At 67.0% G+C, this 20,503-nt stretch carries 16 protein-coding genes; 7 read left to right on the top strand and 9 right to left on the bottom strand.

What is annotated here, in order from left to right; genetic code table 11:
- Positions 1–590 precede the first annotated feature (590 nt).
- Positions 591–2,015, top strand: a complete 1,425-nt coding sequence (locus PL79_RS10330) for a DHA2 family efflux MFS transporter permease subunit (RefSeq protein ID WP_044848795.1) — start codon at positions 591–593, stop codon at positions 2,013–2,015.
- 255 nt (positions 2,016–2,270) lie between these two features.
- Here PL79_RS10330 and PL79_RS10325 read toward each other — a convergent pair whose 3' ends face one another.
- The 3 genes from PL79_RS10325 to PL79_RS10310 all read right to left on the bottom strand — a co-directional run bounded on the left by PL79_RS10325 (position 2,271) and on the right by PL79_RS10310 (position 6,130).
- Entirely contained in the window at positions 2,271–3,014 is a 744-nt protein-coding gene (locus tag PL79_RS10325) for a 2OG-Fe(II) oxygenase (RefSeq protein ID WP_044848797.1), read from the bottom strand.
- Positions 3,015–3,408: 394 nt separating this feature from the next.
- Positions 3,409–5,001 (bottom strand): inorganic phosphate transporter, encoded by a 1,593-nt coding sequence (locus tag PL79_RS10315; RefSeq protein ID WP_044848794.1) that lies wholly within the window; start codon positions 4,999–5,001, stop codon positions 3,409–3,411.
- Positions 5,002–5,221: 220 nt separating this feature from the next.
- Entirely contained in the window at positions 5,222–6,130 is a 909-nt protein-coding gene (locus PL79_RS10310) for a LysR family transcriptional regulator (RefSeq protein ID WP_044848793.1), read from the bottom strand.
- A gap of 127 nt (positions 6,131–6,257) precedes the next feature.
- Here PL79_RS10310 and metE point away from each other — a divergent pair, with 127 nt between their 5' ends.
- Complete coding sequence (gene metE / locus PL79_RS10305) at positions 6,258–8,549, top strand: 5-methyltetrahydropteroyltriglutamate--homocysteine S-methyltransferase (protein WP_235879246.1); 2,292 nt, start codon at positions 6,258–6,260, stop codon at positions 8,547–8,549.
- A 173-nt stretch (positions 8,550–8,722) separates the two neighbouring features.
- On the opposite strand, the gene PL79_RS10300 is transcribed toward metE, so the two are convergent.
- Entirely contained in the window at positions 8,723–10,048 is a 1,326-nt protein-coding gene (locus PL79_RS10300) for an MFS transporter (protein WP_044848791.1), read from the bottom strand.
- A gap of 53 nt (positions 10,049–10,101) precedes the next feature.
- Positions 10,102–11,058, bottom strand: coding sequence for an agmatinase (gene speB, locus PL79_RS10295; RefSeq protein WP_044848790.1), 957 nt, complete (start codon positions 11,056–11,058; stop codon positions 10,102–10,104).
- Positions 11,059–11,208: 150 nt separating this feature from the next.
- Between speB and PL79_RS10290 the strand changes: the two genes are divergently transcribed.
- Entirely contained in the window at positions 11,209–12,120 is a 912-nt protein-coding gene (locus PL79_RS10290) for a LysR family transcriptional regulator (protein WP_044848789.1), read from the top strand.
- Positions 12,121–12,187: 67 nt separating this feature from the next.
- Here PL79_RS10290 and PL79_RS10285 read toward each other — a convergent pair whose 3' ends face one another.
- Positions 12,188–12,652 (bottom strand): Lrp/AsnC family transcriptional regulator, encoded by a 465-nt coding sequence (locus PL79_RS10285; RefSeq protein WP_044848788.1) that lies wholly within the window; start codon positions 12,650–12,652, stop codon positions 12,188–12,190.
- A gap of 134 nt (positions 12,653–12,786) precedes the next feature.
- Between PL79_RS10285 and PL79_RS10280 the strand changes: the two genes are divergently transcribed.
- The 3 genes from PL79_RS10280 (at position 12,787) to PL79_RS10270 (ending at position 17,022) form a co-directional block, all read left to right on the top strand.
- Complete coding sequence (locus PL79_RS10280) at positions 12,787–13,410, top strand: LysE family translocator (RefSeq protein ID WP_044848787.1); 624 nt, start codon at positions 12,787–12,789, stop codon at positions 13,408–13,410.
- Positions 13,411–13,670: 260 nt separating this feature from the next.
- Positions 13,671–15,272: a S53 family peptidase gene (locus PL79_RS10275; RefSeq protein WP_044848786.1), complete on the top strand. Its 1,602-nt coding sequence runs from the start codon at positions 13,671–13,673 to the stop codon at positions 15,270–15,272.
- Between the two features lie 73 nt (positions 15,273–15,345).
- Entirely contained in the window at positions 15,346–17,022 is a 1,677-nt protein-coding gene (locus PL79_RS10270) for a S10 family peptidase (protein ID WP_044848785.1), read from the top strand.
- A 75-nt stretch (positions 17,023–17,097) separates the two neighbouring features.
- Here PL79_RS10270 and nadE read toward each other — a convergent pair whose 3' ends face one another.
- The 3 genes from nadE to PL79_RS10255 all read right to left on the bottom strand — a co-directional run bounded on the left by nadE (position 17,098) and on the right by PL79_RS10255 (position 19,534).
- Positions 17,098–17,946, bottom strand: a complete 849-nt coding sequence (gene nadE, locus PL79_RS10265) for an ammonia-dependent NAD(+) synthetase (RefSeq protein ID WP_044848784.1) — start codon at positions 17,944–17,946, stop codon at positions 17,098–17,100.
- Positions 17,947–18,225: 279 nt separating this feature from the next.
- A complete protein-coding gene (locus PL79_RS10260; RefSeq protein WP_044848783.1) occupies positions 18,226–19,095 on the bottom strand; it encodes a DMT family transporter in 870 nt (289 codons plus the stop codon).
- A gap of 253 nt (positions 19,096–19,348) precedes the next feature.
- Positions 19,349–19,534: a hypothetical protein gene (locus PL79_RS10255; RefSeq protein ID WP_006752380.1), complete on the bottom strand. Its 186-nt coding sequence runs from the start codon at positions 19,532–19,534 to the stop codon at positions 19,349–19,351.
- A gap of 205 nt (positions 19,535–19,739) precedes the next feature.
- Here PL79_RS10255 and PL79_RS10245 point away from each other — a divergent pair, with 205 nt between their 5' ends.
- A complete protein-coding gene (locus PL79_RS10245) occupies positions 19,740–20,498 on the top strand; it encodes a DeoR/GlpR family DNA-binding transcription regulator (protein ID WP_044848782.1) in 759 nt (252 codons plus the stop codon).
- Positions 20,499–20,503: the final 5 nt, after the last annotated feature.

Below are 20,503 nucleotides of genomic sequence, written 5' to 3'. Positions count from 1 at the left end.
ATAGTGCGGATTCCCGTGTGAAAGTAGGTAATCGTCAGGCTCCCTAAGCCAGAAACCCCCGCCCGAAAGGCGGGGGTTTTTGCATTGGCGCTGCAGAAATGCGCGCGCAATGGCGAAGTGCAACGTGGCTGGAGCTGGGGCGCCGATGGCATTAATTCATGTACCCACGGTGCTCGAACAACCCACCACTCTGCCCACCGAGATCTGCCTGGTACACCCTTCTCCAGATCACACCAATCCGCCATCTGTCAGCACCAGTCAATGTTGCGGGGCATGACGATGACGTCGTAATGGCCAACAATGCGTGACGTTGGTTCGCAATTACCTGGAAATGCCGCCTTGCAGCGGAATCCCCCGGCTTGGTCGACCGGTCCCTCAATGTGTCGCGTCGATACTGATCGTGTGCACCATTCGGCCAACGCGGCGCAATATCGTCATAAAAATCTATGCGCATAAAGTCCATTCGCGCGACCTGCCCGACAGAGCGGACAATCAATCCTTCAGGGTAATATCGCCACTCGTCCCGATTACCGGCCTCGTCTGCACCTGCCGGAACTCGGCATCCTCGTATTCCGTCTCCTGTACCGTTCATGACTGACAGCCCTGCCCAAGGTGGTCGGACGACCGACTTCCTGCCGTACCTCGTCGCCGCAACGTTCTTCATGGAGTATCTCGACACGACCGTGATCGCGACCGCGTTGCCGCAGATGGCGCGCTCGTTCGGCGTCGGGCCGAACGCGTTGAGCCTCGGGATGACAGCCTACATGCTGGCGCTCGCGGTGTTCATCCCGATCAGCGGCTGGATCGCGGATCGCTATGGCTCGCGTACGGTGTTCGCCACGGCCATCTTCGTCTTTACCGGTGCGTCGGTGCTGTGCGGGCTGTCCGAGGGCGTGGTGACGTTCACGGCCGCGCGACTGCTGCAGGGTGTCGGCGGGGCGATGATGGTGCCGGTCGGACGGATGATCGTCGTGCGCAGCACCGAGAAGGCCAGGCTGATGCGTGCGATCGCGACGATTACGTGGCCGGGCATCGTCGCGCCGGTCGTCGGGCCGCCGATCGGTGGCTTCATCACGACCTACGCGTCATGGCGATGGATCTTCCTGTTGAATGTCCCGTTCGGCATCGCTGCGCTCGTCTGTACCTGGCTGATCGTCCGGAACACACGGGCCGATGAGCAACGCCCGCTTGACTGGGTCGGGTTCGTGCTGGCCGGCGGAGCGTTGACCTGTCTGCTGATCGGTACCGAAGCGGCCGGCCAGCAGGACGTCGACTTCGCGCGCGCGGGCATTCTGGTGGGGGCGAGCGTGCTGTTCGGCATCGCCGCGTGGATGCACGCGCAACGCTGCGCCCACCCGCTGCTCGATTTCACGACGCTGAAGGTGCCGACGTTCTCGGTGACGGTGATCACCGGCTCGATCACGCGGATGGCGATCAACGCCGTGCCATATCTGCTGCCGCTGCTGTTCCAGATCGGCTTCGGGCTGTCGCCGTTCCAGTCCGGCCTGCTGCTGCTCGCGAGCGCGCTCGGCAATCTCGGGATGAAGGCGGGAACGTCGTGGATCCTCGACCGCTTCGGTTTCCGGCGCGTTGCGCTCGTCGACGTGACGATTGTCGGAATCTTCACGATCGCGTGCGGCTGGCTGACCGCGTCGACGCCGCTGGCGATCACGCTGTTCGTCGTATTCGTCTACGGGCTCACGCGGTCGATGCAGTTCACGACGCTCGCGACGCTGGCGTATGCGGATATCCCGGCCCGGCAGACGAGCGCGGCCAGCACGCTGTGGAGCGCCGCGCAGCAGATGACGATCGGGATGGGGATCGCATTCGGTGCGTTGTCGCTGCGGCTCGCGGCGTTGGTACGTGGCGACGCGGCCGGCATGCACTACGTACTCGACGATTTTCGCTGGGCGTTCGTTGCCGCGGGCGTGCTCGCGCTGCTGACGCTGCCGGGCTATGCGCGGCTGGCTTCCGATGCTGGCGACCGCCTGCGGGCAAATGTGGCCCGAGGGTAGGCCGGATCTCGCGTTGCCTTGGCGTCGCGACAGGTGAGGGCGGCGGCTTTTCGTTGCTCACCTGAAACATCGATCGGTCGAGGCGACGATGGTCCGACGGGCGGCACAACCCGTTATCCGTTACCACGAGCGATGAGCGGACCGTACGGCGACGCCAGGGTACCACGAGCCTCGAGCACCGACGTGCGGTGCCGGTTGCACGACCCTCTCCGCGTGCCGAATGGCGCGACAGCGTCATGTTCGTTCCGCGGGCCGTCACTGTGCGTCATGGAAGATGATGCCGACCGTGTGGCGGTGACCGCTTCGAATTCTGCTCACACCATGGCGCAAGTTGACGCGGTAGACGCCGCGCGTTCCCTGCACGGGCCTGCCGTGCACGGCGAAGATCACCGCGTCGCCTTGCATGAGCGGCACCACTTCCGCGCGTGACTGCATGCGTGGCCGCTGTTCCGTCAGCACGAACTCGCCGCCCGTGAAATCCCGCCCGGGTGCCGACAACAGGATCGCGACCTGGAGCGGAAAGACATGCTCGCCATACAGGTCTTGATGGAGACAGTTGTAGTCGTCCGGCCCGTATTGCAGGATCAGCGGCGTCGGGCGTGTCTGTCCCGCCGCGTGGCAGCGATCGAGGAAGGTCCTGTGCTCTTTCGGATAGCGGACGTCGATCCCGAGTGCCTGGTTCCAGCGATTCGCGATCGGCGCGAGATGCGGATAGAGCGTCGCACGCAGCTCGGCGACGACCGCGGGCAGCGGGTACGCGAAGTATTTGTATTCGCCGCGCCCGAACCCGTGCCGTGCCATCACGACGCGTGAACGGTAGAGTGCATCCCGCGCATAGAGCGAGGCGAGCGCATCGCACTCGCTTGTGGAGATCAGGCCTGGTACCCGCGCACATCCGTAGCGATCGAGCTCGACATCGACGGTCGACCAGTCGATTGCGTCGACGCGTTGCGCGATGTCCGGCGATTCGACGGCAGGTTGCAGATCGGCGATATTCACGGGCATCCCTCGGTTCGTCAGCAGTGTGGCGCCGTACGGTCGCGCGAAATACTTGCCAGCGTCGCGTGCACGGTTGAAGCCACGATGAAAGTCGATGAACCCAGTCTAGCGGCGTCCGCGTGCTGGCGCGCTCCAGATCTTGCGCTTCAATTCGGAAGGGAGGGGAGGAGAGAAAGTTGGGAACGCGGCGCGGACACATCGGATGCCGCGATGTGTCGGAGCGGAGAAGCGGAGAAGCGCAGAAGCGCAGAAGCGCAGAAGCGCAGAAGCGCAGAAGCGCAGAAGCGCAGAAGCGCAGAAGCGCAGAAGCAGAGAAGCAGAGAAGCAGAGAAGCGACTGCGGAACCTTCCACGGCAGGCGACCGGTTTTCACCGGCCACGCGCCGCTTCCCCGATCAAGCCACCGACCGGAACAACCAGTAGAGCCCGCCAGCCAGTACGATCGACGCGGGCAGCGTCAGCACCCACGCGAGCACGAGGCTGCGGACCGTGCTCCACTGCAACCCGGATCCGTTCGCCGCCATCGTGCCCGCGACACCCGACGACAGCACGTGCGTCGTCGACACGGGCAGCCCGTACACGTCGGCGGCGCCGATCGTCAGCATCGCGACGAGTTCGGCCGACGCGCCCTGCCCATACGTCAAATGCTGCTTGCCGATTTTCTCGCCGACGGTCACGACGATCCGTTTCCAGCCGACCATCGTGCCGAGGCCCAGTGCGATCGCGACAGCCACCTTCACCCACGTCGGAATGAACTTGGTCGCGTGGTCGAGCTGCTTGCGATAGTTGTCGATCGCGAGCTTGTCGTCGGCGGCGAACGCGGGCTGCCCCGACTTCTCGATCAGGCGAATGGCTTCGGACACCAGATACATCGTGTTGCGCACGTTGTCGACGTCGCGTTGCGGCACCGCCGCCATCGACCCCGACGCGCCGACCGCGCTCGCGAGCGACGCGGACAGCTGCTGCACGGCCGGCAGCACGGCGGGCGTCAGTTCACGATGCTGCACGTAGTGTTCGACGTCGGCACGCGGGTTCGCGGACGGCGCGACGCCGTTCGTGTACTTCCCGAACGTCGCGGCAGCCTGGTTCGCGACGGCGACGAAGGTCTGCGTTTCGGCCGGCGTGACGGCCTTGTTCAGCGCGTACGCGGTCGGCACCGTGCCGATCAGGATCAGCATGATGAGGCCCATCCCTTTCTGCCCGTCGTTCGACCCGTGCGCGAACGACACGCCCGTGCAGGTCAGGATCAGCAGGCAGCGAATCCAGAACGGCGGCGGCTGATCCTTCGGCGGCTCCTTGTACAACTCCGGAACCCGCACGAGCGCCTTCAGCACGAGCAGCAGCAGTGCCGCGCACAGGAAGCCGATGATCGGCGAGAACAGCAGCGACTTGCCGACGCCGAGCGCCTGGGCCCAGTCGACACCGCTCGTGCCCGAAGGCCCGTGCATCAGCTGGTTCATCAGACCGACGCCGATGATCGACCCGATCAGCGTATGCGAGCTCGACGACGGCAATCCGAAATACCAGGTCGCGAGGTTCCACACGATCGCGGCGATCAGCAGCGCGAACACCATCGCGAAGCCTGCGCCGCTGCCGACTTGCAGGATCAGCTCGACCGGCAGCAACTGCAGGATGCCGAACGCGACGGCGCCGCTCGAGACCAGCACGCCGAGGAAGTTCCACATGCCGGACCAGATCACCGCGACGTTCGGCGTCAGCGAGTGCGTATAGATCACGGTGGCGACCGCGTTTGCAGTGTCGTGGAAGCCGTTGACGAATTCGAAGCCGAGCGCGATCAGCAGCGCGGCGCCGAGCATCAGGTACGGAAACAGCGAGCCTTCGCGGACCGGCGACAGGTCCGCGATCAGGTGCGTGGCGATATAGAGGGCGCCAAACGCGAGCACCAGCAGAAAGACGGCATAGCCGACCTGCCTGGTGCGTTCGACGGAACCCGAATTGTTCGGTGCGGACGAAGCAGGTTGATTCATGGCGGCATCTCGTAAGGGAACCGCGTCCGATCCTAGCTTTCGCTACCAGTCAGTTTGATGACAGTCGGGACGTCGAATCATCGTCTTACGGATGTGTAAGGGGAGGGTGCCGTGACGTCGAATTGCGACATGTCGTGCCGGTTCGCGTCGTCATCCATTTCGTGAACAGGCCCGCGCACCGGCATGCGGGCCGCGGGAAGCGCGCACGGCGCGAGCGCCGCTAGCGCAGCATGCGCGGCGCGCTCCATGTCGATTCACGCGCCCGCGCGACGAATGCGGCCAGATAGTCGATCGACGCATCCGCCTCGCGGATGCCGAGGAAGATCTGTTTCGCGATCCCTTTCTTGCCGAGCTTGACCGGCACGACCGGCATCCGGTCCGCGTATTCGTCTGCAAGCCATCTTGGCAGCGCGGCCACGCCGCGCCCGCTCGCCACCATCTGCAGCATGATGTCGGTCGTCTCGATCGACTTGTGACGCCGCGGCACGATGCCGGCCGGCGTCAGGAACTGGTTGTAGATGTCGAGCCGGTCGGTCTCGACCGGGTAGGTGATCAGGATCTCGTCGGTCAGCTGCTCGGGCGTCACGTAGTCGGCGTTCGCGAAACGGTGCGCGTCCGCGACCACCAGCACCTGTTCGTAATCGAACACGGGATCGAAGCGCAGGCCCGGCTTGTTCAGCGGGTCGGGCGTCACGAGCACGTCGATGTCATGGCCGAACAGCGCACCGATGCCGCCGAACTGGAAGCGCTGCTTCACGTCGACGTCGACGTCCGGCCAGCGCGACAGGTACGGCGACACGACCTTCAGTAGCCACTGGTAGCACGGATGGCACTCCATCCCGATGCGCAGCGTGCCGCGCTCGCCCTTCGCGTACTGCTTCATGCGCTCCTCGGCGAGCTCGAACTGCGGCAGCAGCCGGTTCGCCAGCTTCAGCAGATACTGCCCGCCCTGCGTGAGCCGCAGGCCGCGGCCTTCGCGGTCCCAGATCGGCGTGCCGAGTTGCTGCTCGATTTTCCGGACGGTATGGCTGAGCGCCGATTGCGTGAGATGCAGCGCGTTGGCGGCCGCGGTCAACGAGCCCTGGCGCTCGACTTCGCGGATCACGACGAGGTGGAATCGTTCCAGCATGGGTATCGCTTGCTCGACAGATGCATGAACAGATTTAATGGATGAATGAAATAATGCCATTTTATTTCATAGAATGAAATCCCTATGATGGCTGCCGGATCGACTATTTCTTCAGGACGGCAGCTTCATGGTTACGACCCACAACCTCGGTTTTCCGCGCATCGGCGCGAAGCGCGAACTCAAGTTCGGTCTCGAACGCTACTGGAAGGGCGAGTCGTCGCGCGACGAGCTGAAGGCGCTCGGCGCCGAACTTCGCCAGCGCCACTGGAACGACCAGCGCGACCTCGATCTCGTGCCGATCGGCGATTTCGCGTTCTACGACCAGGTGCTCGACATGAGCTTCACGCTCGGCAATCTGCCGAAACGCGTGCAGGACTTCCATGGCGATGCGCTCGACAACTATTTCCGCGTCGCGCGCGGCCGCTCGGCGCAGTCGGCGGAAGCACACGCGGCATGCTGCGGCGGAGTCGCGGCCGGTGAAATGACGAAGTGGTTCGACACGAACTATCACTACATCGTCCCGGAATTCCATGCGGATACGAACTTCTCGCTCGATCCGTCGCGCCTGCTCCAGCAACTGGCGGAAGCGCAGGCGCAGGGCGTCGCCGCGAAGCCGGTGATCCTCGGCCCCGTCACGTATCTGTGGCTCGGCAAGGCGAAGGACGATTCCGATCGTCTCGCGTTGCTGCCGAAGCTGCTGCCGGTATATGGTGCGCTGCTCGACACGCTGACCGCGCAAGGCGTCGAATGGGTGCAGATCGACGAGCCGATCCTCGTGACCGAGCTCGACGCCGCATGGCGCCAGGCGCTGCGCACGGCATACGACGCGCTCGAGACGCGCCGCATCAAGCTGCTGCTCGCGACGTATTTCGGCCAGCTGCAGGACAACCTGGCGCTCGCGGCTTCGCTGCCGGTCGACGGGCTGCATGTCGACGCGATAAACGCCCGCGACGAAATCGACGCACTCGTGCGCGAACTGCCGCCCGGGCGCGTGCTGTCGGTCGGCGCGATCAACGGACGCAACATCTGGAAGACGGACCTGACGCGGCGCTCGACTGGCTCGAGCCGCTCGCAACAACTGGGCGAGCGCCTGTGGCTCGCACCGTCGTGCTCGCTGCTGCACGTGCCGGTCGTCTCGCTGAGCGAGCAGACGCTCGACGAGGAGATCCGCTCGTGGCTCGCGTTCGCGCTGCAGAAGCTCGACGAACTGAAGCTGCTCGCGACCGCGCTGAACGAAGGCCGCGACGAGGTGGCCGACGCGCTCGCCGCGAACGCTGCCGCGATCGGCTCGCGCCGTCGCTCGCCGCGCGTGAACAACCCGGCGGTGAAGGCCGCGATCGCGCGCATCGACGCGCAGCTCGGCAACCGTGCGAGCCCGTACCCGCAGCGTGCGCCGAAGCAGTCGGCGCGCCTGAACCTGCCGGCCTTCCCGACGACGACGATCGGCTCGTTCCCGCAGACTGCCGAGATCCGCCAGGCGCGCAGCCGGTTCAAGGCCGGCGCGCTGGATGAAGCCGGCTACCGCGCGGCGATGCAGGCGGAAATCGCGCGCAGCGTGCGCGAACAGGAATCGCTCGAACTCGACGTGCTCGTGCACGGCGAAGCCGAACGCAACGACATGGTCGAATACTTCGGCGAGCAGCTCGACGGCTACGCATTCAGCCAGTTCGGCTGGGTGCAGTCGTACGGTTCGCGCTGCGTGAAGCCGCCGATCCTGTTCGGCGACATCAGCCGCCCGAAGGCGATGACGGTCGAATGGATCACGTACGCGCAGTCGCTGACGAACAAGCCGATGAAGGGCATGCTGACCGGCCCGGTGACGATCCTGAACTGGTCGTTCGTGCGCGACGACCAGCCGCGTTCGGTGTCGTGCCATCAGCTCGCGCTCGCGATCCGCGACGAAGTGCTGGATCTCGAGCAGGCCGGCGTGCGCGTGATCCAGATCGACGAGGCCGCGCTGCGCGAAGGGCTGCCGCTGCGTCGCGCGCAATGGGGCGCGTACCTGAAGTGGGCGGTCGAGTCGTTCCGCATCGCCGCGAACGGTGTGCGGGACGATACGCAGATTCATACGCACATGTGCTATTCGGAGTTCAACGACATCATCGCGTCGATCGCCGACATGGATGCGGACGTGATCACGATCGAGACGTCGCGCTCGGACATGGAGCTGCTCGACGCGTTCGACAGCTTCAGGTATCCGAACGAGATCGGGCCGGGCGTGTACGACATCCATTCGCCGAACATCCCGACGCAGGATCACATCGTCGGCATGATGAAGAAGGCGGCGGAGCGGATTCCGGCGGAGCGCCTGTGGGTGAACCCGGACTGCGGGCTGAAGACGCGTCAGTGGGCGGAAGTGCTTCCGGCGCTGACGAACATGGTCGCTGCGGCGAAGACGCTGCGCAGCCAGGTGCAATGACGCGCGAACGCTGCGCGCCGGCCGTCCCGATCGACGATCGGGCGGCAAGCGAGCGGCCCGCATGGGCGGGCCGTTTGTCGTAATGAATGTTCGGGGCGAGGCGGGGGTAGCGGCGTATCGCCCGACGCCCGATGCAAACGGGCAGGCGATGTCGCCTGCCCGTTTGCGTGAGGTTACGCGGTACGCGCACCGCGCGGCAGCGCTTCGTCCGCCCTGCCGGGCGCGCCGGCATCGTCGATGCTGACGCGGCGCGAGATCAGCCACACGCACACCGACGACAGCACTGCGGCGCTCGTGTACTGGATCGCGAGCGGCCACCATTGCGGCGCGGTGTTCTGCGCGATCAGCGTGGCGACGAGCGGCGTGAGACCGCCGGCGAGCGCGCCGCACACCTGGTACGCGATCGAGATCGCCGTATAGCGGATGCGCGCGATGAAGATGCCGCTGACGAAACCCGCGACCACCGAGTAGTAGCCCGATTCGGCGAGCGTCGCGAGGCCGACGCCGACCGTGATCGACAGCGGCGTGCCCAGGTGCACGAGCGGCAGCATCACGAACGGCACGATCGCGGCCCATGCGCCGGTGATCAGCAGCACGCGCGTCGTGCCGAAGCGCTGCGCGAGGAACGCGGCGGCGAGTTGCACGACGAACTGCAGCACCGCGACGATCGTCATGCAATGCAGCACCATCGACCGGTCGAGCGACAGGAACTGCGTCGCGTAGCTGATCATGAAGATGTTGCTGAAATACACGCCGGCGATCCCGTACACGTTCGCGCCGATCGCGAGCAGCAGCAGCGGCCAGTACTTGAGCGCTTCACGCAGCGGCTTTTGCGCGATGTTGCCGCTCTTCCTGACTTCCTCGAACTCGGGCGACTCGGACACGCTCGCGCGGATCACGAAGCCGACTGCCAGCAACACGGCGCTCGCAAGGAACGGCACGCGCCAGCCCCAGCTCATCATGTCGTCCTTCGACAGCGTGCTGATCGCGCCGAACGCGAGCATCGACAGGATCAGGCCGCTCGCGCTGCCGAGCTGCGCGAACGACGCGAAGAACGTGCGCTTGCCTTCGGGCGCATGCTCGCCGGCGAGCAGCACCGCACCGCCCCATTCGCCGCCGACCGCGATGCCTTGCAGCACGCGCATCAGCACCAGCAGGATCGGCGCGATCACGCCGGCCTGCGCGTGGGTCGGCAGCAGGCCGATCGCGACCGTCGACACGGCCATCAGCATCAGCGTCGCGAGCAGCGAGCGCTTGCGGCCGAAGCGGTCGCCGAGATAGCCGAACATCACACCGCCGAGCGGCCGCGCGAAGAAGCCGACCGCGAACGAGCCGAACGACGCGAGCAGGCTGACGAAACGGCTTTCACCGGGGAAGAACAGCGGCCCGAACACGATGGCGGCGGCGGTCGCGTAGCTATAGAAGTCGTACCACTCGATCGTGGTGCCGACGAACGAAGCGAGCGCCGCCCGCTTCGGTTGCTTGACGGATGTCCCCATCTGTTATGTGCTCCTCTGGAATTCTCTGATTTGGAATGGGTCGCGTGCCGGGATCAGTCGCGATAGGCGACGCCGGGCAGCACGCACAGCAACTCGTACGCGAGGTTCGCGCCGAGCAGGGCCGTGGTGCCGAACGGGTCGTACGGCGGCGCCACTTCGACGAGATCGCAGCCGACGATGTTCAGCCCCTTCGCGCCGCGGATGATCTCGAGCGCCTGCGGCACCGTGAGGCCCGCGATTTCCGGCGTGCCGGTGCCCGGCGCGTAGGCCGGGTCGATGCCGTCGATGTCGAAGCTGATGTAGACGGGCGTGTCGCCGATGCGCGCGCGCACTTCCTCCATCAGCGGCGCGAGCGACTTGTTCCAGCATTCCTCGGCCTGGACGACGCGGAAGCCCTGCTCGCGGCACCAGTCGAAATCCTCGGCCGCGTAGCCGGTGCCGCGCAGGCCGATCTGCGTGACCTTGTCGCCGTGCAGCAGGCCTTCCTCGACCGCGCGGCGGAACGGCGTGCCGTGCGCGATCTTTTCGCCCATCATCGTGTCGTTCACGTCGGCGTGTGCATCGACGTGGATCAATGCAACCTTGCCGTGCTTGCGGTGGATCGCGCGCAGGATCGGCAGCGCGATCGTATGGTCGCCGCCGAGCGTGATCGGCTTGCAGTCGTGCTCGAGAATCGCGTCGTACGCAGCCTCGATGCGCGCGATCGAATCGTGCAGGTTGTACGGGTTGATCGCGACGTCGCCGATATCGGCAACCTGCAGCGAATCGAAGGGCGCGGCGCGCGTGGCCATGTTGTACGGGCGCAGCAGCACGGATTCCGTGCGGATCTGGCGCGGGCCGAAGCGCGCGCCGGTGCGGTTGGAGGTGCCGAGGTCGAACGGCACGCCGACGAAACAGACGTCGAGGCCGGCTGCGCTCGCCACGTGCGGCAGGCGCATCATCGTCGCGATGCCGCCGCTGCGCGGCATTTCATTGCCGCCGAGCGGCTGGAAATGGGTGTGGTCGTTCATGGGCTTGTCTCTTCCGATGTGGGGTTGCCGTATCATTCGACGCGGCCTGGCACATAGTTTTACGCGTCCGGCCGGAAAGAAGAATGCGAAGATATCGACGTAAACATCGATTTTTATCGATGTATGGAAGGGGAACAAAAGGGGAATAGCGTGCTGGGGAATCTGTCGACCCTCGATCTGCGGTTGATCCGCGTGTTTCTCGCGGTCACGGACGCGGGCGGCGTGTCGGCTGCGCAGGCGATCCTGAACGTCGGCCAGTCGACGATCAGCGCGCAGTTGTCGTCGCTCGAGACACGGCTCGGCTACCGGCTCTGCGAGCGCGGCCGCAGCGGCTTCCGGCTCACGCCGAAAGGCGAGCGGTTCCACGCGATGAGCCGCAAGCTGCTCGCCGCGCTCGACGAATTCGGGATCGCGGCGCGGCACATGGACCGCCAGCTGGTCGGCACGTTGCACATCGGCCTGATCGGCCATACGCCGGTCAGCCAGAACGCACGGATCGCCGAGGCGATCGCCGCGTTCCGCACGCGCGACGAGGCCGTGCGCTTCTCGATCTCGGTGCGCGCGCCGGGCGATCTCGAGGAAAAGCTGCTGAGCAACGAGATCCAGATCGCGGTCGGCTATTTCTGGCACCGCGTGCCGTCGCTGCACTACACGCCGCTGTTCATCGAGCGGCAGGTGGCGTACTGCGGGCGCGGCCATCCGCTGTTCGAACGCGCCGGCGCGCTGACGCCGGCCGACGTCGCTGGATTCGAATGGGCGTGGCGCTCGTATCCGCTGCCGGAGGCGCAGATGTCGACGACGCCCGATCGCGTGACGGCGACCGCCGACAACATGGAGGCCGTCGCGCTGCTGATCCTGTCAGGCCATCATCTCGGCTATCTGCCGCAGCACTTTGCGGCGCCGTATGTCGCGCAGGGGCTGCTTGCGCCGCTCAATCCGGACCAGCTGCACTACGACGTCACGTTCCACATGGTCGTGGCGCGCGACGGGCGCGGCGATCCGCTCGTCGAAGCGTTTCTCGAGGATCTCGAGCGCGCGCATCAATCGCCCGATGTCGTGTGAGGTCGCGTGAGGTCGCCTGAGGCCGGCAACGTGAACGAATGTCACGCCGGAGAGGGTCACTGCCGCATCACGGCACCGGCAACCCCGCATCGTGCTTCACCTCCCGCAACGACAACGCCGATTCGATCGACGTGACGCCCGGCAGCATCCGCAGCGAGTCGCGCAGGAACGTACCGTAGTCGTCGAGATCGCGCGCGACCACCTGCAGCAGGTAGTCGGCCGTGCCCGCGACGTTGTGGCACGCGAGGATCCGCTCGATGCCGAGTACTTCCCGTTCGAACCGGTCGGCGACCTTGCGGTCGTGCGTCGCGAACCGCACGAGTACGAATGCGACGACGCCGAAGCCGAGCGCCTGGCGCGACAGCTGCGCGCGGTAGCGCTCGATGTAGCCGTCGTTTTCGAGACGCTTCAGGCGCCGTGCGCACGGCGTCTCGGACAGGCCGACGGAATCGGCGAGACGCGCGATCGGCAGGCGGCCGTCGCGCTGCACCGCGGCGAGGATCGCGCGGTCGGTTTTGTCGAGTTCGGTCATGTTGGCGGAATCCTTGTCTGGATTCCGTGATTGTGGCGGATTCCGCTATGTAGCGCCAATTTCGAGCCAAAGATGGCCAATAATCGCTCTCCCTTCAGCGGCAACATATCGTCACTGAAGAACGGGGGCAGACCATGATTTCCACGCATTTGCTGTTGATTTATCTCGCCGCGCTGGCGGCCATCTACGCGGTGCCCGGGCCCGACATGGCGCTCGTGCTGCAGACCAGCATCGGCCGCGGCGTGCGCCCGGGCATGGCGGCGGCGGCCGGCCTGTCGCTGTCGCGCACCGCGCACGTGACGCTGTCCGCCTGCGGCGTCGCGGCGCTGATCCGCAGCGCGCCGTGGCTGTACGAAGTGATCCGCTACGGCGGCGCGCTTTATCTCGCTTACGTCGCGATCCAGGTGTTCCGCTCGCCGGTGTTCGCGCTCGGCGACGGCGATGCGGCGGCGCCGGGCGAACTGCGGCAGTCGTTCTTCAAGGGGCTGCTGACGAACCTGCTGAATCCGAAGGCACTGCTGTTCTGCTCGGTGCTGCTGCCGCAGTTCGTGCGCCCCGAGGCAGGGCCCGTCGTGTGGCAGATGTTCGAGCTCGGCGCGCTGCTCGTCGCGGCCGGCGTGTGTTTCGACCTCGCATGCGTGTTCGGCGCGTCGCGCATCGCGGCGTGGATGCGCGCGCATCCGCTCGCGCAGACGGTCCAGCGCTGGACGTTTTCCGCGGCGCTGATCGGGTTCGCGTTGCGCCTGTCGATGGATTGAGCTGCTGCATTGCATCACGGCTGCGCGGCTCGACTTGCCGCGCGGCCGTGATGCGCTGCCGAACGCGGGCCCGCGCGCCATGCCGGGCTTCGCGCGCATGCCTTGGGGCGGAAGGGCGTGCGCGTAAATCATCTGACTGATCTAAACTCCCTGTAACTTCGCGCTTTCGCGAACCGACTGACCGAACGGAACCGACTTCCGCCGGCTATGTCCGATTTCCTGGCTGTTCCGTGCAACGCGGTACCAAGGAGGGTCTGAACATGGCAAGGCATCTTCACGCCGACCGTGAACCCCGGATCGTCGCCGAGTCGAAGTGTCTCGGCCCGTGCGATCCGGCAGAACGTATCCACGTCACGATCATGTTGCGGCGGCAGGAAGAAGGGCAACTCGACACGTTGGTCCAGCAGCTCGCCACCGGCGACGCACAGGCGAAACCGCTGTCGCGCGAAGCGTTCGCGCAGCGTTTCTCCGCCAATCCCGACGACATTCGCAAGACCGAGGACTTCGCGCGCCGTCACCAGCTCACGGTCGATCGCGTCGATCCGGTCGAAAGCGTCGTCGTGCTGTCCGGCTCGATCCAGCAGTTCGAAGCGGCATTCAGCGTGAAGCTCGAGCGTTTCGAGCATCGTTCGATCGGCCAGTACCGCGGCCGCTCGGGACCGATCGCGCTGCCGGACGAGCTCGGCGATGCCGTCACGGCCGTGCTCGGCCTCGACAGCCGTCCGCAGGCGCGGCCGCACTTCCGGCTGCGTCCGCCGTTCCAGCCCGCGCGCGGCGCGCCCGCCGTCACGTTCACGCCGATCCAGCTCGCGTCGCTGTACGGCTTTCCGGCCGGCGACGGTGCAGGGCAATGCATCGCGATCGTCGAACTCGGCGGCGGCTATCGCGCGGCCGATATCCAGCAGTATTTCCGCGGGCTCGGCATCAAGACGCCGCCGACGCTCGTCGACGTGAACGTCGGCACCGGCCGCAATGCGCCGACCGGCGAGGCGAACGGCCCGGACGGCGAAGTCGCGCTCGACATCGAGATCGCCGGTGCGATCGCGCCCGCCGCGAAGCTCGCCGTCTATTTCGCGCCGAACAGTGACGCGGGCTTCATCCAGGCCGTCAACGCGGCCGTCACCGACAAGACCAACCGGCCATCGGTGATCTCGATCAGCTGGGGCGGGCCGGAAGCGATCTGGCAGGCGCAGTCGGCGCATGCGTTCAACCGCGTGCTGCAGGCGGCCGCCGCGCAGGGGATCACGGTGTGCGCGGCGTCGGGCGACAGCGGCTCGGGCGACGGGCTGCAGGACGGCACGGATCACGTCGACTTTCCGGCGTCGAGTCCTTACGTGCTCGGCTGTGGCGGCACGCAGCTCGATGCGCTGCCGGGGCAGGGCATTCGCAGCGAAGTCGCGTGGAACGACGAGGCGGCCGGCGGCGGCGCGGGCGGCGGCGGTGTCAGCGCGCTGTTCGACCTGCCGGCGTGGCAGCAGGGATTGACCGTCACGCTCGCCGACGGCAGCACCACGCCGCTCACGAAGCGCGGCGTGCCGGACGTTGCCGCCAATGCATCGCCGCAGACGGGCTACGAGGTGTCGGTCGCCGGCACGGTCGCGGTGATGGGCGGCACGAGCGCGGTCGCGCCGTTGTGGGCCGCGCTGATCGCGCGGATCAATGCGGCGGCGAGTGCGGCGGCGAGTGCATCGGCCGGCTGGATCAACCCGGCGCTGTACAAGAATCCCGGCGCGTTGCGCGACATCACGAAAGGCTCGAACGGCACGTATGCCGCCGCGTCCGGCTGGGATGCGTGCACGGGCCTCGGCAGCCCCGACGGCGCGAAACTCGCGGCGATCCTCGCGCGCAAGCCGTCGAGCTGACGCGCCGGCACCGGCCTTTCCACGCGACGCGGGTTTCCTGCCCGCGTCTTTTTTCACCTCGAGGAGCAGCACGATGGGCATCGATTCCGCATCTTCCGGCGGCGTGTATCCGCTGCATCACGGCGACCACAATTCGCATGGCGTGCCGCCGACCATCAGTCCGGTCGCGCTGAGCCACGGCCGCGACCAGCCGTTCTTCGATCCGGTCGCGTACGGCAACGGTCCCGACGACTCGGTGACCGACACGACCGAAGCGGCCGCGATCACGCATCACACGATCCTGATCGACGGCAAGCGCATCGCGTACACGGCGACGGCCGGCCACCTCGTGACGGTCGACCCGAGCAGCTCGCTGCCGGCCGCGAAGCTCTTCTACGTCGCGTTCACGGCCGACGGCGCGAAGGAGGAAACGCGGCCCGTCACGTTCTTCTACAACGGCGGGCCCGGGTCGTCGTCGGTGTTCGTGCTGCTCGGCTCGTTCGCGCCGAAGCGCATCAGGACGTCGATGCCGGGGTTCACGCCGCCCGCGCCGTATCAGATGGAAGACAATCCGGACAGCATGATCGACCACAGCGACCTGGTGTTCATCAACCCGGTCGGCACCGGCTATTCGGCGGCCGTCGCGCCGAACAAGAACCGCGATTTCTGGGGCGTCGACCAGGATGCGGATTCGCTGAAGCAGTTCATCAAGCGCTACCTGACGAAGAACAACCGCTGGAATTCGCCGAAGTACCTGTTCGGCGAGTCGTACGGCACCGCGCGCAGCTGCGTGCTCGCGTACAAGCTGCACGAGGACGGCGTCGACCTGAACGGCGTCACGCTGCAGTCGTCGATCCTCGACTACCGGCAGGCCGGCAACCCGGTCGGCGCGCTGCCGACCGCGGCAGCCGACGCGTGGTATCACAAGAAGCTCGGCGTCACGCCCGCGCCGACCGATCTCGGCGCGTTCGTCGAGGAAGTCGCGCAATTCGCGCGTACCGACTACCTGAAGGCGCTGCGCACGGTGCCGCATGCGGAACCGGCCGCCGTGCAGAAGCTGTCGCGATACACGGGTATCGATACCGCGACGCTGCAGTCGTGGAGCCTTGACATCGCGGGCTACGACACGCGCGGCAATTCGCTGTTCCTGACGACGCTGCTGCACGCGCAGGGGCTCGCGCTCGGGTCGTACGACGGCCGCGTGACCGGGATCTCGTCGGGCATCGCCGGCAAGATCGATCCGAACTCGGGCGGCAACGATCCGACGATGACGGCCGTGACGGGCGTCTACACGGCGATGTGGAACAGCTACCTGAACGAGCAGCTGAAGTTCACGTCGAATTCCGCGTTCACGGACCTGAACGACCAGGCGTTCCGGAACTGGGACTTCAGCCACATCGATCCGACCGGCGCGCAGCAGGGCATCGATGCGCAGGGGAACCTGATCCTCTACACGGCGGGCGATCTCGCCGCGGTGATGGCGCTGAACGTCGACCTGAAGGTGCTGTCGGCGAACGGCCTCTACGATTTCGTCACGCCGTTCTACCAGACCGTGATCGACCTGCAGCAGATGCCGCTCGAGGATCAGAAGGTGCGGCAGAACCTGTCCGCGCGTTTCTATCCGTCCGGGCACATGGTGTATCTCGACGGCGGTTCGCGCACCGCGCTCAAGCGCGATCTCGCGACGATGTACGACGCGACGGTCAGCGATACGGGCGCGCGGCTGCGGATTCGCGCACTGCAGGCGAAGAAGGCGGGCGGGCACGCGTAGCGCTGCCCGTCGCGCAGGCGCCGCGCGTAACCGCCAGGGTTCGCGCGGCGCGGTGTTGCGGCTGAACGAGCCGGCTTACGCGGCCGGCCAGTCGAACGGCGTGTACGGCAGCGCGCGCTTGTGGCGCGAACCGTCGTAGAAGCGCAGCACCGTTTCGTACACGTTGTCGGCGACGGGTTTGCCTTCGAGGAAATCGTCGATTTCGTCGTAGGTGACGCCGTAGGCGTGCTCGTCGGGGCGCAGCGGACGCAGTTCCTCGAGGTCGGCCGTCGGCACCTTCATCACGATCAGTTCATCGCCGCCGAGCGCGCGGGCGACCGCACGCACGCGGCGCTTGCTCAGGCCGGCGAGCGGCAGCACGTCCGCGCCGCCGTCGCCGAATTTCGTGAAGAAGCCCATCAGCGATTCGGCCGCGTGGTCGGTGCCGATCACGATGCCGCGCCGCGCGCCGGCCACCGCGTATTGCGCGATCATGCGCTCGCGCGCCTTGATGTTGCCGTGCACGAAGTCCTGCTGGGCCGGGTTTTCGAATGCGTGGCCGGACGCGACGAGCGATGCGAGCATCGCGTCGGCGGCGGGCTTGACGTCGACCGTGAACGTTTCGTCCGCGCGCACGAACGCGAGCGCGCGTTGCGCATCGGCTTCGTCGTTCTGCACGCCGTTCGGCAAGCGCATCGCGATGAAGCGGGCGTCGTAGCCGCCGGCGCGCAGCTGTTCGACCGCCAGCTGCGCGAGCCGTCCGGCCGTCGACGAATCGACGCCGCCGCTGATGCCGAGCACGTAGGTCCGCAGGCCGGTCGAACGAAGGTACTGCGCGAGGAAATCGACGCGGCGCGTAATCTCGGCGTCGACGTCGAAATGCGCGGCGACGTTCAGTTCGGCAATGATCGCGCGTTGGCGGCTGGCGTAATCGGCGGATGTCATGAAGGTGGTTCCGGAACGAAATGCAAGGCGCCCATCATAAGCGCAATCGTGGCCCGGCGCCGCGCCGGGCATGCGATCCGGCGGCCGCGCGTTGCATCGGCGAGACGCGATGCATCGTCATGGTGCGGCGCGCGGGGCGGCGTCCCCCGGCGTGTGCGCGGATGCTTCGTTTCGAGGCATGGCGGGGCGCGCCACGACGAACCACGGGGCGCGGCGCCCGGCGGCGGCGCGACGCTGCGCATGGCGGGGCGCGGTGACGAACCCGCGCGCTCGCCCGCGTCAGCGCCGCGCGAGCACGACGCCCGCCAGTGCGAGCGCGAAGCCGGCGAGCTGGACGGTCGCGAGCGTTTCGCCGAACAGCAGGTAGCCCTGCAGCGCGGCGAGCGGCGGCGCGAGGAACAGCAACGACGTCGCGCGCGCGGCATTGCCCCGCCGCAGCATCCACATCAGCATCGTGACCGCGCCGCCGGACAGGAACACGACGCCCCACACGAGCGAGATCCACAGCGCCGGTGCACCGGTCCAGCGCGTTTCGTGCAGCAGCACGACGAAGACGGCCGCGACGATCGCCGCGCCGAGGTTCTGCACGGCGACGGCCGTACGCAGGTCGTTCTGCGCGAGCTTGCCCTTCTGGTACAGCGAGCCCGCGGTGATCGAGCCGACCGACAGGATCGACACGGTCACGACGAACCACGCGGGCGCGGCGCCCGCCGGCGGCGCGACGCCGCCCGCGACCTTCGGTGCGAGGACGAGCGCGACGCCGGCGAGCCCGAGCGCCATCCCGAGCCAGCCGCGCGCGGGCAGCCGCTCGTTGAACAGCGGCACCGCGAGCACGGCGGTGGCGAGCGGCTGCAATGCGCCGAGCAGCGCCATCACGCCGGCGTTCAGCCCTTGCGCGACGGCCCAGTAGCTGGCGCCGAGATAGACGCCCTGCAGCAGCGCGCCCGCGATCAGGTGGCGCGGCCATTCGCGGCGCGCCGGCCACGGCGCGCGCGCGGCGAGCGCCACCGCGCCGAACAGCACGGCCGTGCCCGCGAAACGCGCGAGCAGGAACAGGTTCGGGTCGGCGTAGGGCTTGATTGCCCGGGCGACGATGAAGCCGGTGGACCACAGCGCGACGAAAGCCGCGGCGACGAGCGAGGTAAACATGCGTGGCGGGCCGCGATACGGCCGGACGAATCGTGAGCCGGCCAGTATCGGGTGAAGCGGGGCGGCCGTCTTGTCGGATTCTGCATTCGCGCGTGGCGCGTGCGGAACGCATGCAGCAGCGGTGCGCGGCACGTTGGCCGCGGGCATGATCCGCCACGAGCGCGGCAGCGCGCCGGGCTGTCCGGTTAGCGGCCGTCCGGGCGCAGGCGCCGCGGCATGAAAGCGCGCCGTGGCGCGCGCAGAGGAACGGGGATCAGTCGAGCGAAAACGTGTCGAGCGGCTGGTTCGCGCGCGCATCGGTCGCGAAGCGTGCGGCGAGTTGTTCGTACAGCCGGCGGGCCTCGTCGAGCGTCAGGTCGATCCAGTACGGATCGCCGGCCCCGTCGTTGAGCCGTTCCGGCGAAAACTGGATTTCGAGCACACTGCCTTTGCGGTACATGACGCAAGCCCCTTGATGGTCTGTCGTTCGGCGAAACGCAAAGTGTAGCAATCGCTTGCCACGCCGATTCGCGCGCATCGGGCAATACAGAATTTCGCTTTCGTGAAACGCGGCCGCGGCCGGACGCGCTGCCGTCAAATGGCGGTCAAACGGCCGTAATACAATGGTCGGCCTACCCATTACCAGTCGCCTCGGGCGCATTGCGATGCTGGCGGAACAACGTCATCAATACATTCTGTCGGAGCTCGGACGATCGGGCGCGCTGTCGGTCGCCGAGCTCGTGCGCTCGCTCGACGTGTCGCGCGAGACGGTACGGCGCGACCTGAACGCGCTCGCGGCGCGCGGCCTGCTCGTGATGACGCACGGCGGCGCGCTGGCGGCGGATCGCCGCGAGCCGAGCCTGTCCGAGCGTGAGGCGGCGAATGCCGAAGCGAAGCGCACGATCGGGCGACGCGCGGCCGAATTCGTGCCCGACGACGCCTCGGTGCTGATCGACTCGGGCAGTACGCCGCATGCGGTCGCGCTCGCGCTGGCCGACCGGCACCGGCTGTCGATCTACACGAACGACTGGCGCACCGCGTTCGTGCTCGCGCGGCGCAACGGCAATCGCGTGACGCTGCTCGGCGGCGAACTGTCCGACGACGAGGATGCGACGTTCGGGCTCGATACGATCCAGCAGCTCGCGCAATACCATGTCGATTTCGCGTTCGTCGGCGCGGGCGGCATCACGGCCGATGGCGACTGCACCGACTACTCGCGGCTCGCCGCCGAAGTGCGCAGCCGGATGATCGCGGCGGCCGGCACCGCGATCATCGTCGCCGACCATTCGAAGTTCGGCCGCGTGACGCCGGTGCGGATCAACGGCGCCTCGGCCGCGCGCTATCTCGTCACCGAACGCACGCCGGACAAGGCCGTGCGCCGCGCGCTGACCGCGCGCGGCATCGAGCTGCTCGTGTGCGACTGACGCGG

The organism is Burkholderia sp. USMB20 (assembly GCF_000949135.2).
Taxonomy (GTDB): domain Bacteria; phylum Pseudomonadota; class Gammaproteobacteria; order Burkholderiales; family Burkholderiaceae; genus Burkholderia.
Note: the sequence above shows the minus strand (reverse complement) of the source record. Positions and strands in the feature narration are given on the sequence as shown.

What these genes read in the sequence shown, in the direction of transcription:
- PL79_RS10255 (WP_006752380.1), bottom strand. Translation starts at nt 19,534, where the DNA reads ATGTACCGCAAAGGCAGTGTGCTCGAAATCCAGTTTTCGCCGGAACGG.
- PL79_RS10330 (WP_044848795.1), top strand. Translation starts at nt 591, where the DNA reads ATGACTGACAGCCCTGCCCAAGGTGGTCGGACGACCGACTTCCTGCCG.
- nadE (WP_044848784.1), bottom strand. Translation starts at nt 17,946, where the DNA reads ATGACATCCGCCGATTACGCCAGCCGCCAACGCGCGATCATTGCCGAA.
- PL79_RS10275 (WP_044848786.1), top strand. Translation starts at nt 13,671, where the DNA reads ATGGCAAGGCATCTTCACGCCGACCGTGAACCCCGGATCGTCGCCGAG.
- PL79_RS10245 (WP_044848782.1), top strand. Translation starts at nt 19,740, where the DNA reads ATGCTGGCGGAACAACGTCATCAATACATTCTGTCGGAGCTCGGACGA.
- speB (WP_044848790.1), bottom strand. Translation starts at nt 11,058, where the DNA reads ATGAACGACCACACCCATTTCCAGCCGCTCGGCGGCAATGAAATGCCG.
- PL79_RS10260 (WP_044848783.1), bottom strand. Translation starts at nt 19,095, where the DNA reads ATGTTTACCTCGCTCGTCGCCGCGGCTTTCGTCGCGCTGTGGTCCACC.
- PL79_RS10285 (WP_044848788.1), bottom strand. Translation starts at nt 12,652, where the DNA reads ATGACCGAACTCGACAAAACCGACCGCGCGATCCTCGCCGCGGTGCAG.
- PL79_RS10315 (WP_044848794.1), bottom strand. Translation starts at nt 5,001, where the DNA reads ATGAATCAACCTGCTTCGTCCGCACCGAACAATTCGGGTTCCGTCGAA.
- PL79_RS10270 (WP_044848785.1), top strand. Translation starts at nt 15,346, where the DNA reads ATGGGCATCGATTCCGCATCTTCCGGCGGCGTGTATCCGCTGCATCAC.
- PL79_RS10300 (WP_044848791.1), bottom strand. Translation starts at nt 10,048, where the DNA reads ATGGGGACATCCGTCAAGCAACCGAAGCGGGCGGCGCTCGCTTCGTTC.
- PL79_RS10310 (WP_044848793.1), bottom strand. Translation starts at nt 6,130, where the DNA reads ATGCTGGAACGATTCCACCTCGTCGTGATCCGCGAAGTCGAGCGCCAG.
- PL79_RS10280 (WP_044848787.1), top strand. Translation starts at nt 12,787, where the DNA reads ATGATTTCCACGCATTTGCTGTTGATTTATCTCGCCGCGCTGGCGGCC.
- metE (WP_235879246.1), top strand. Translation starts at nt 6,258, where the DNA reads ATGGTTACGACCCACAACCTCGGTTTTCCGCGCATCGGCGCGAAGCGC.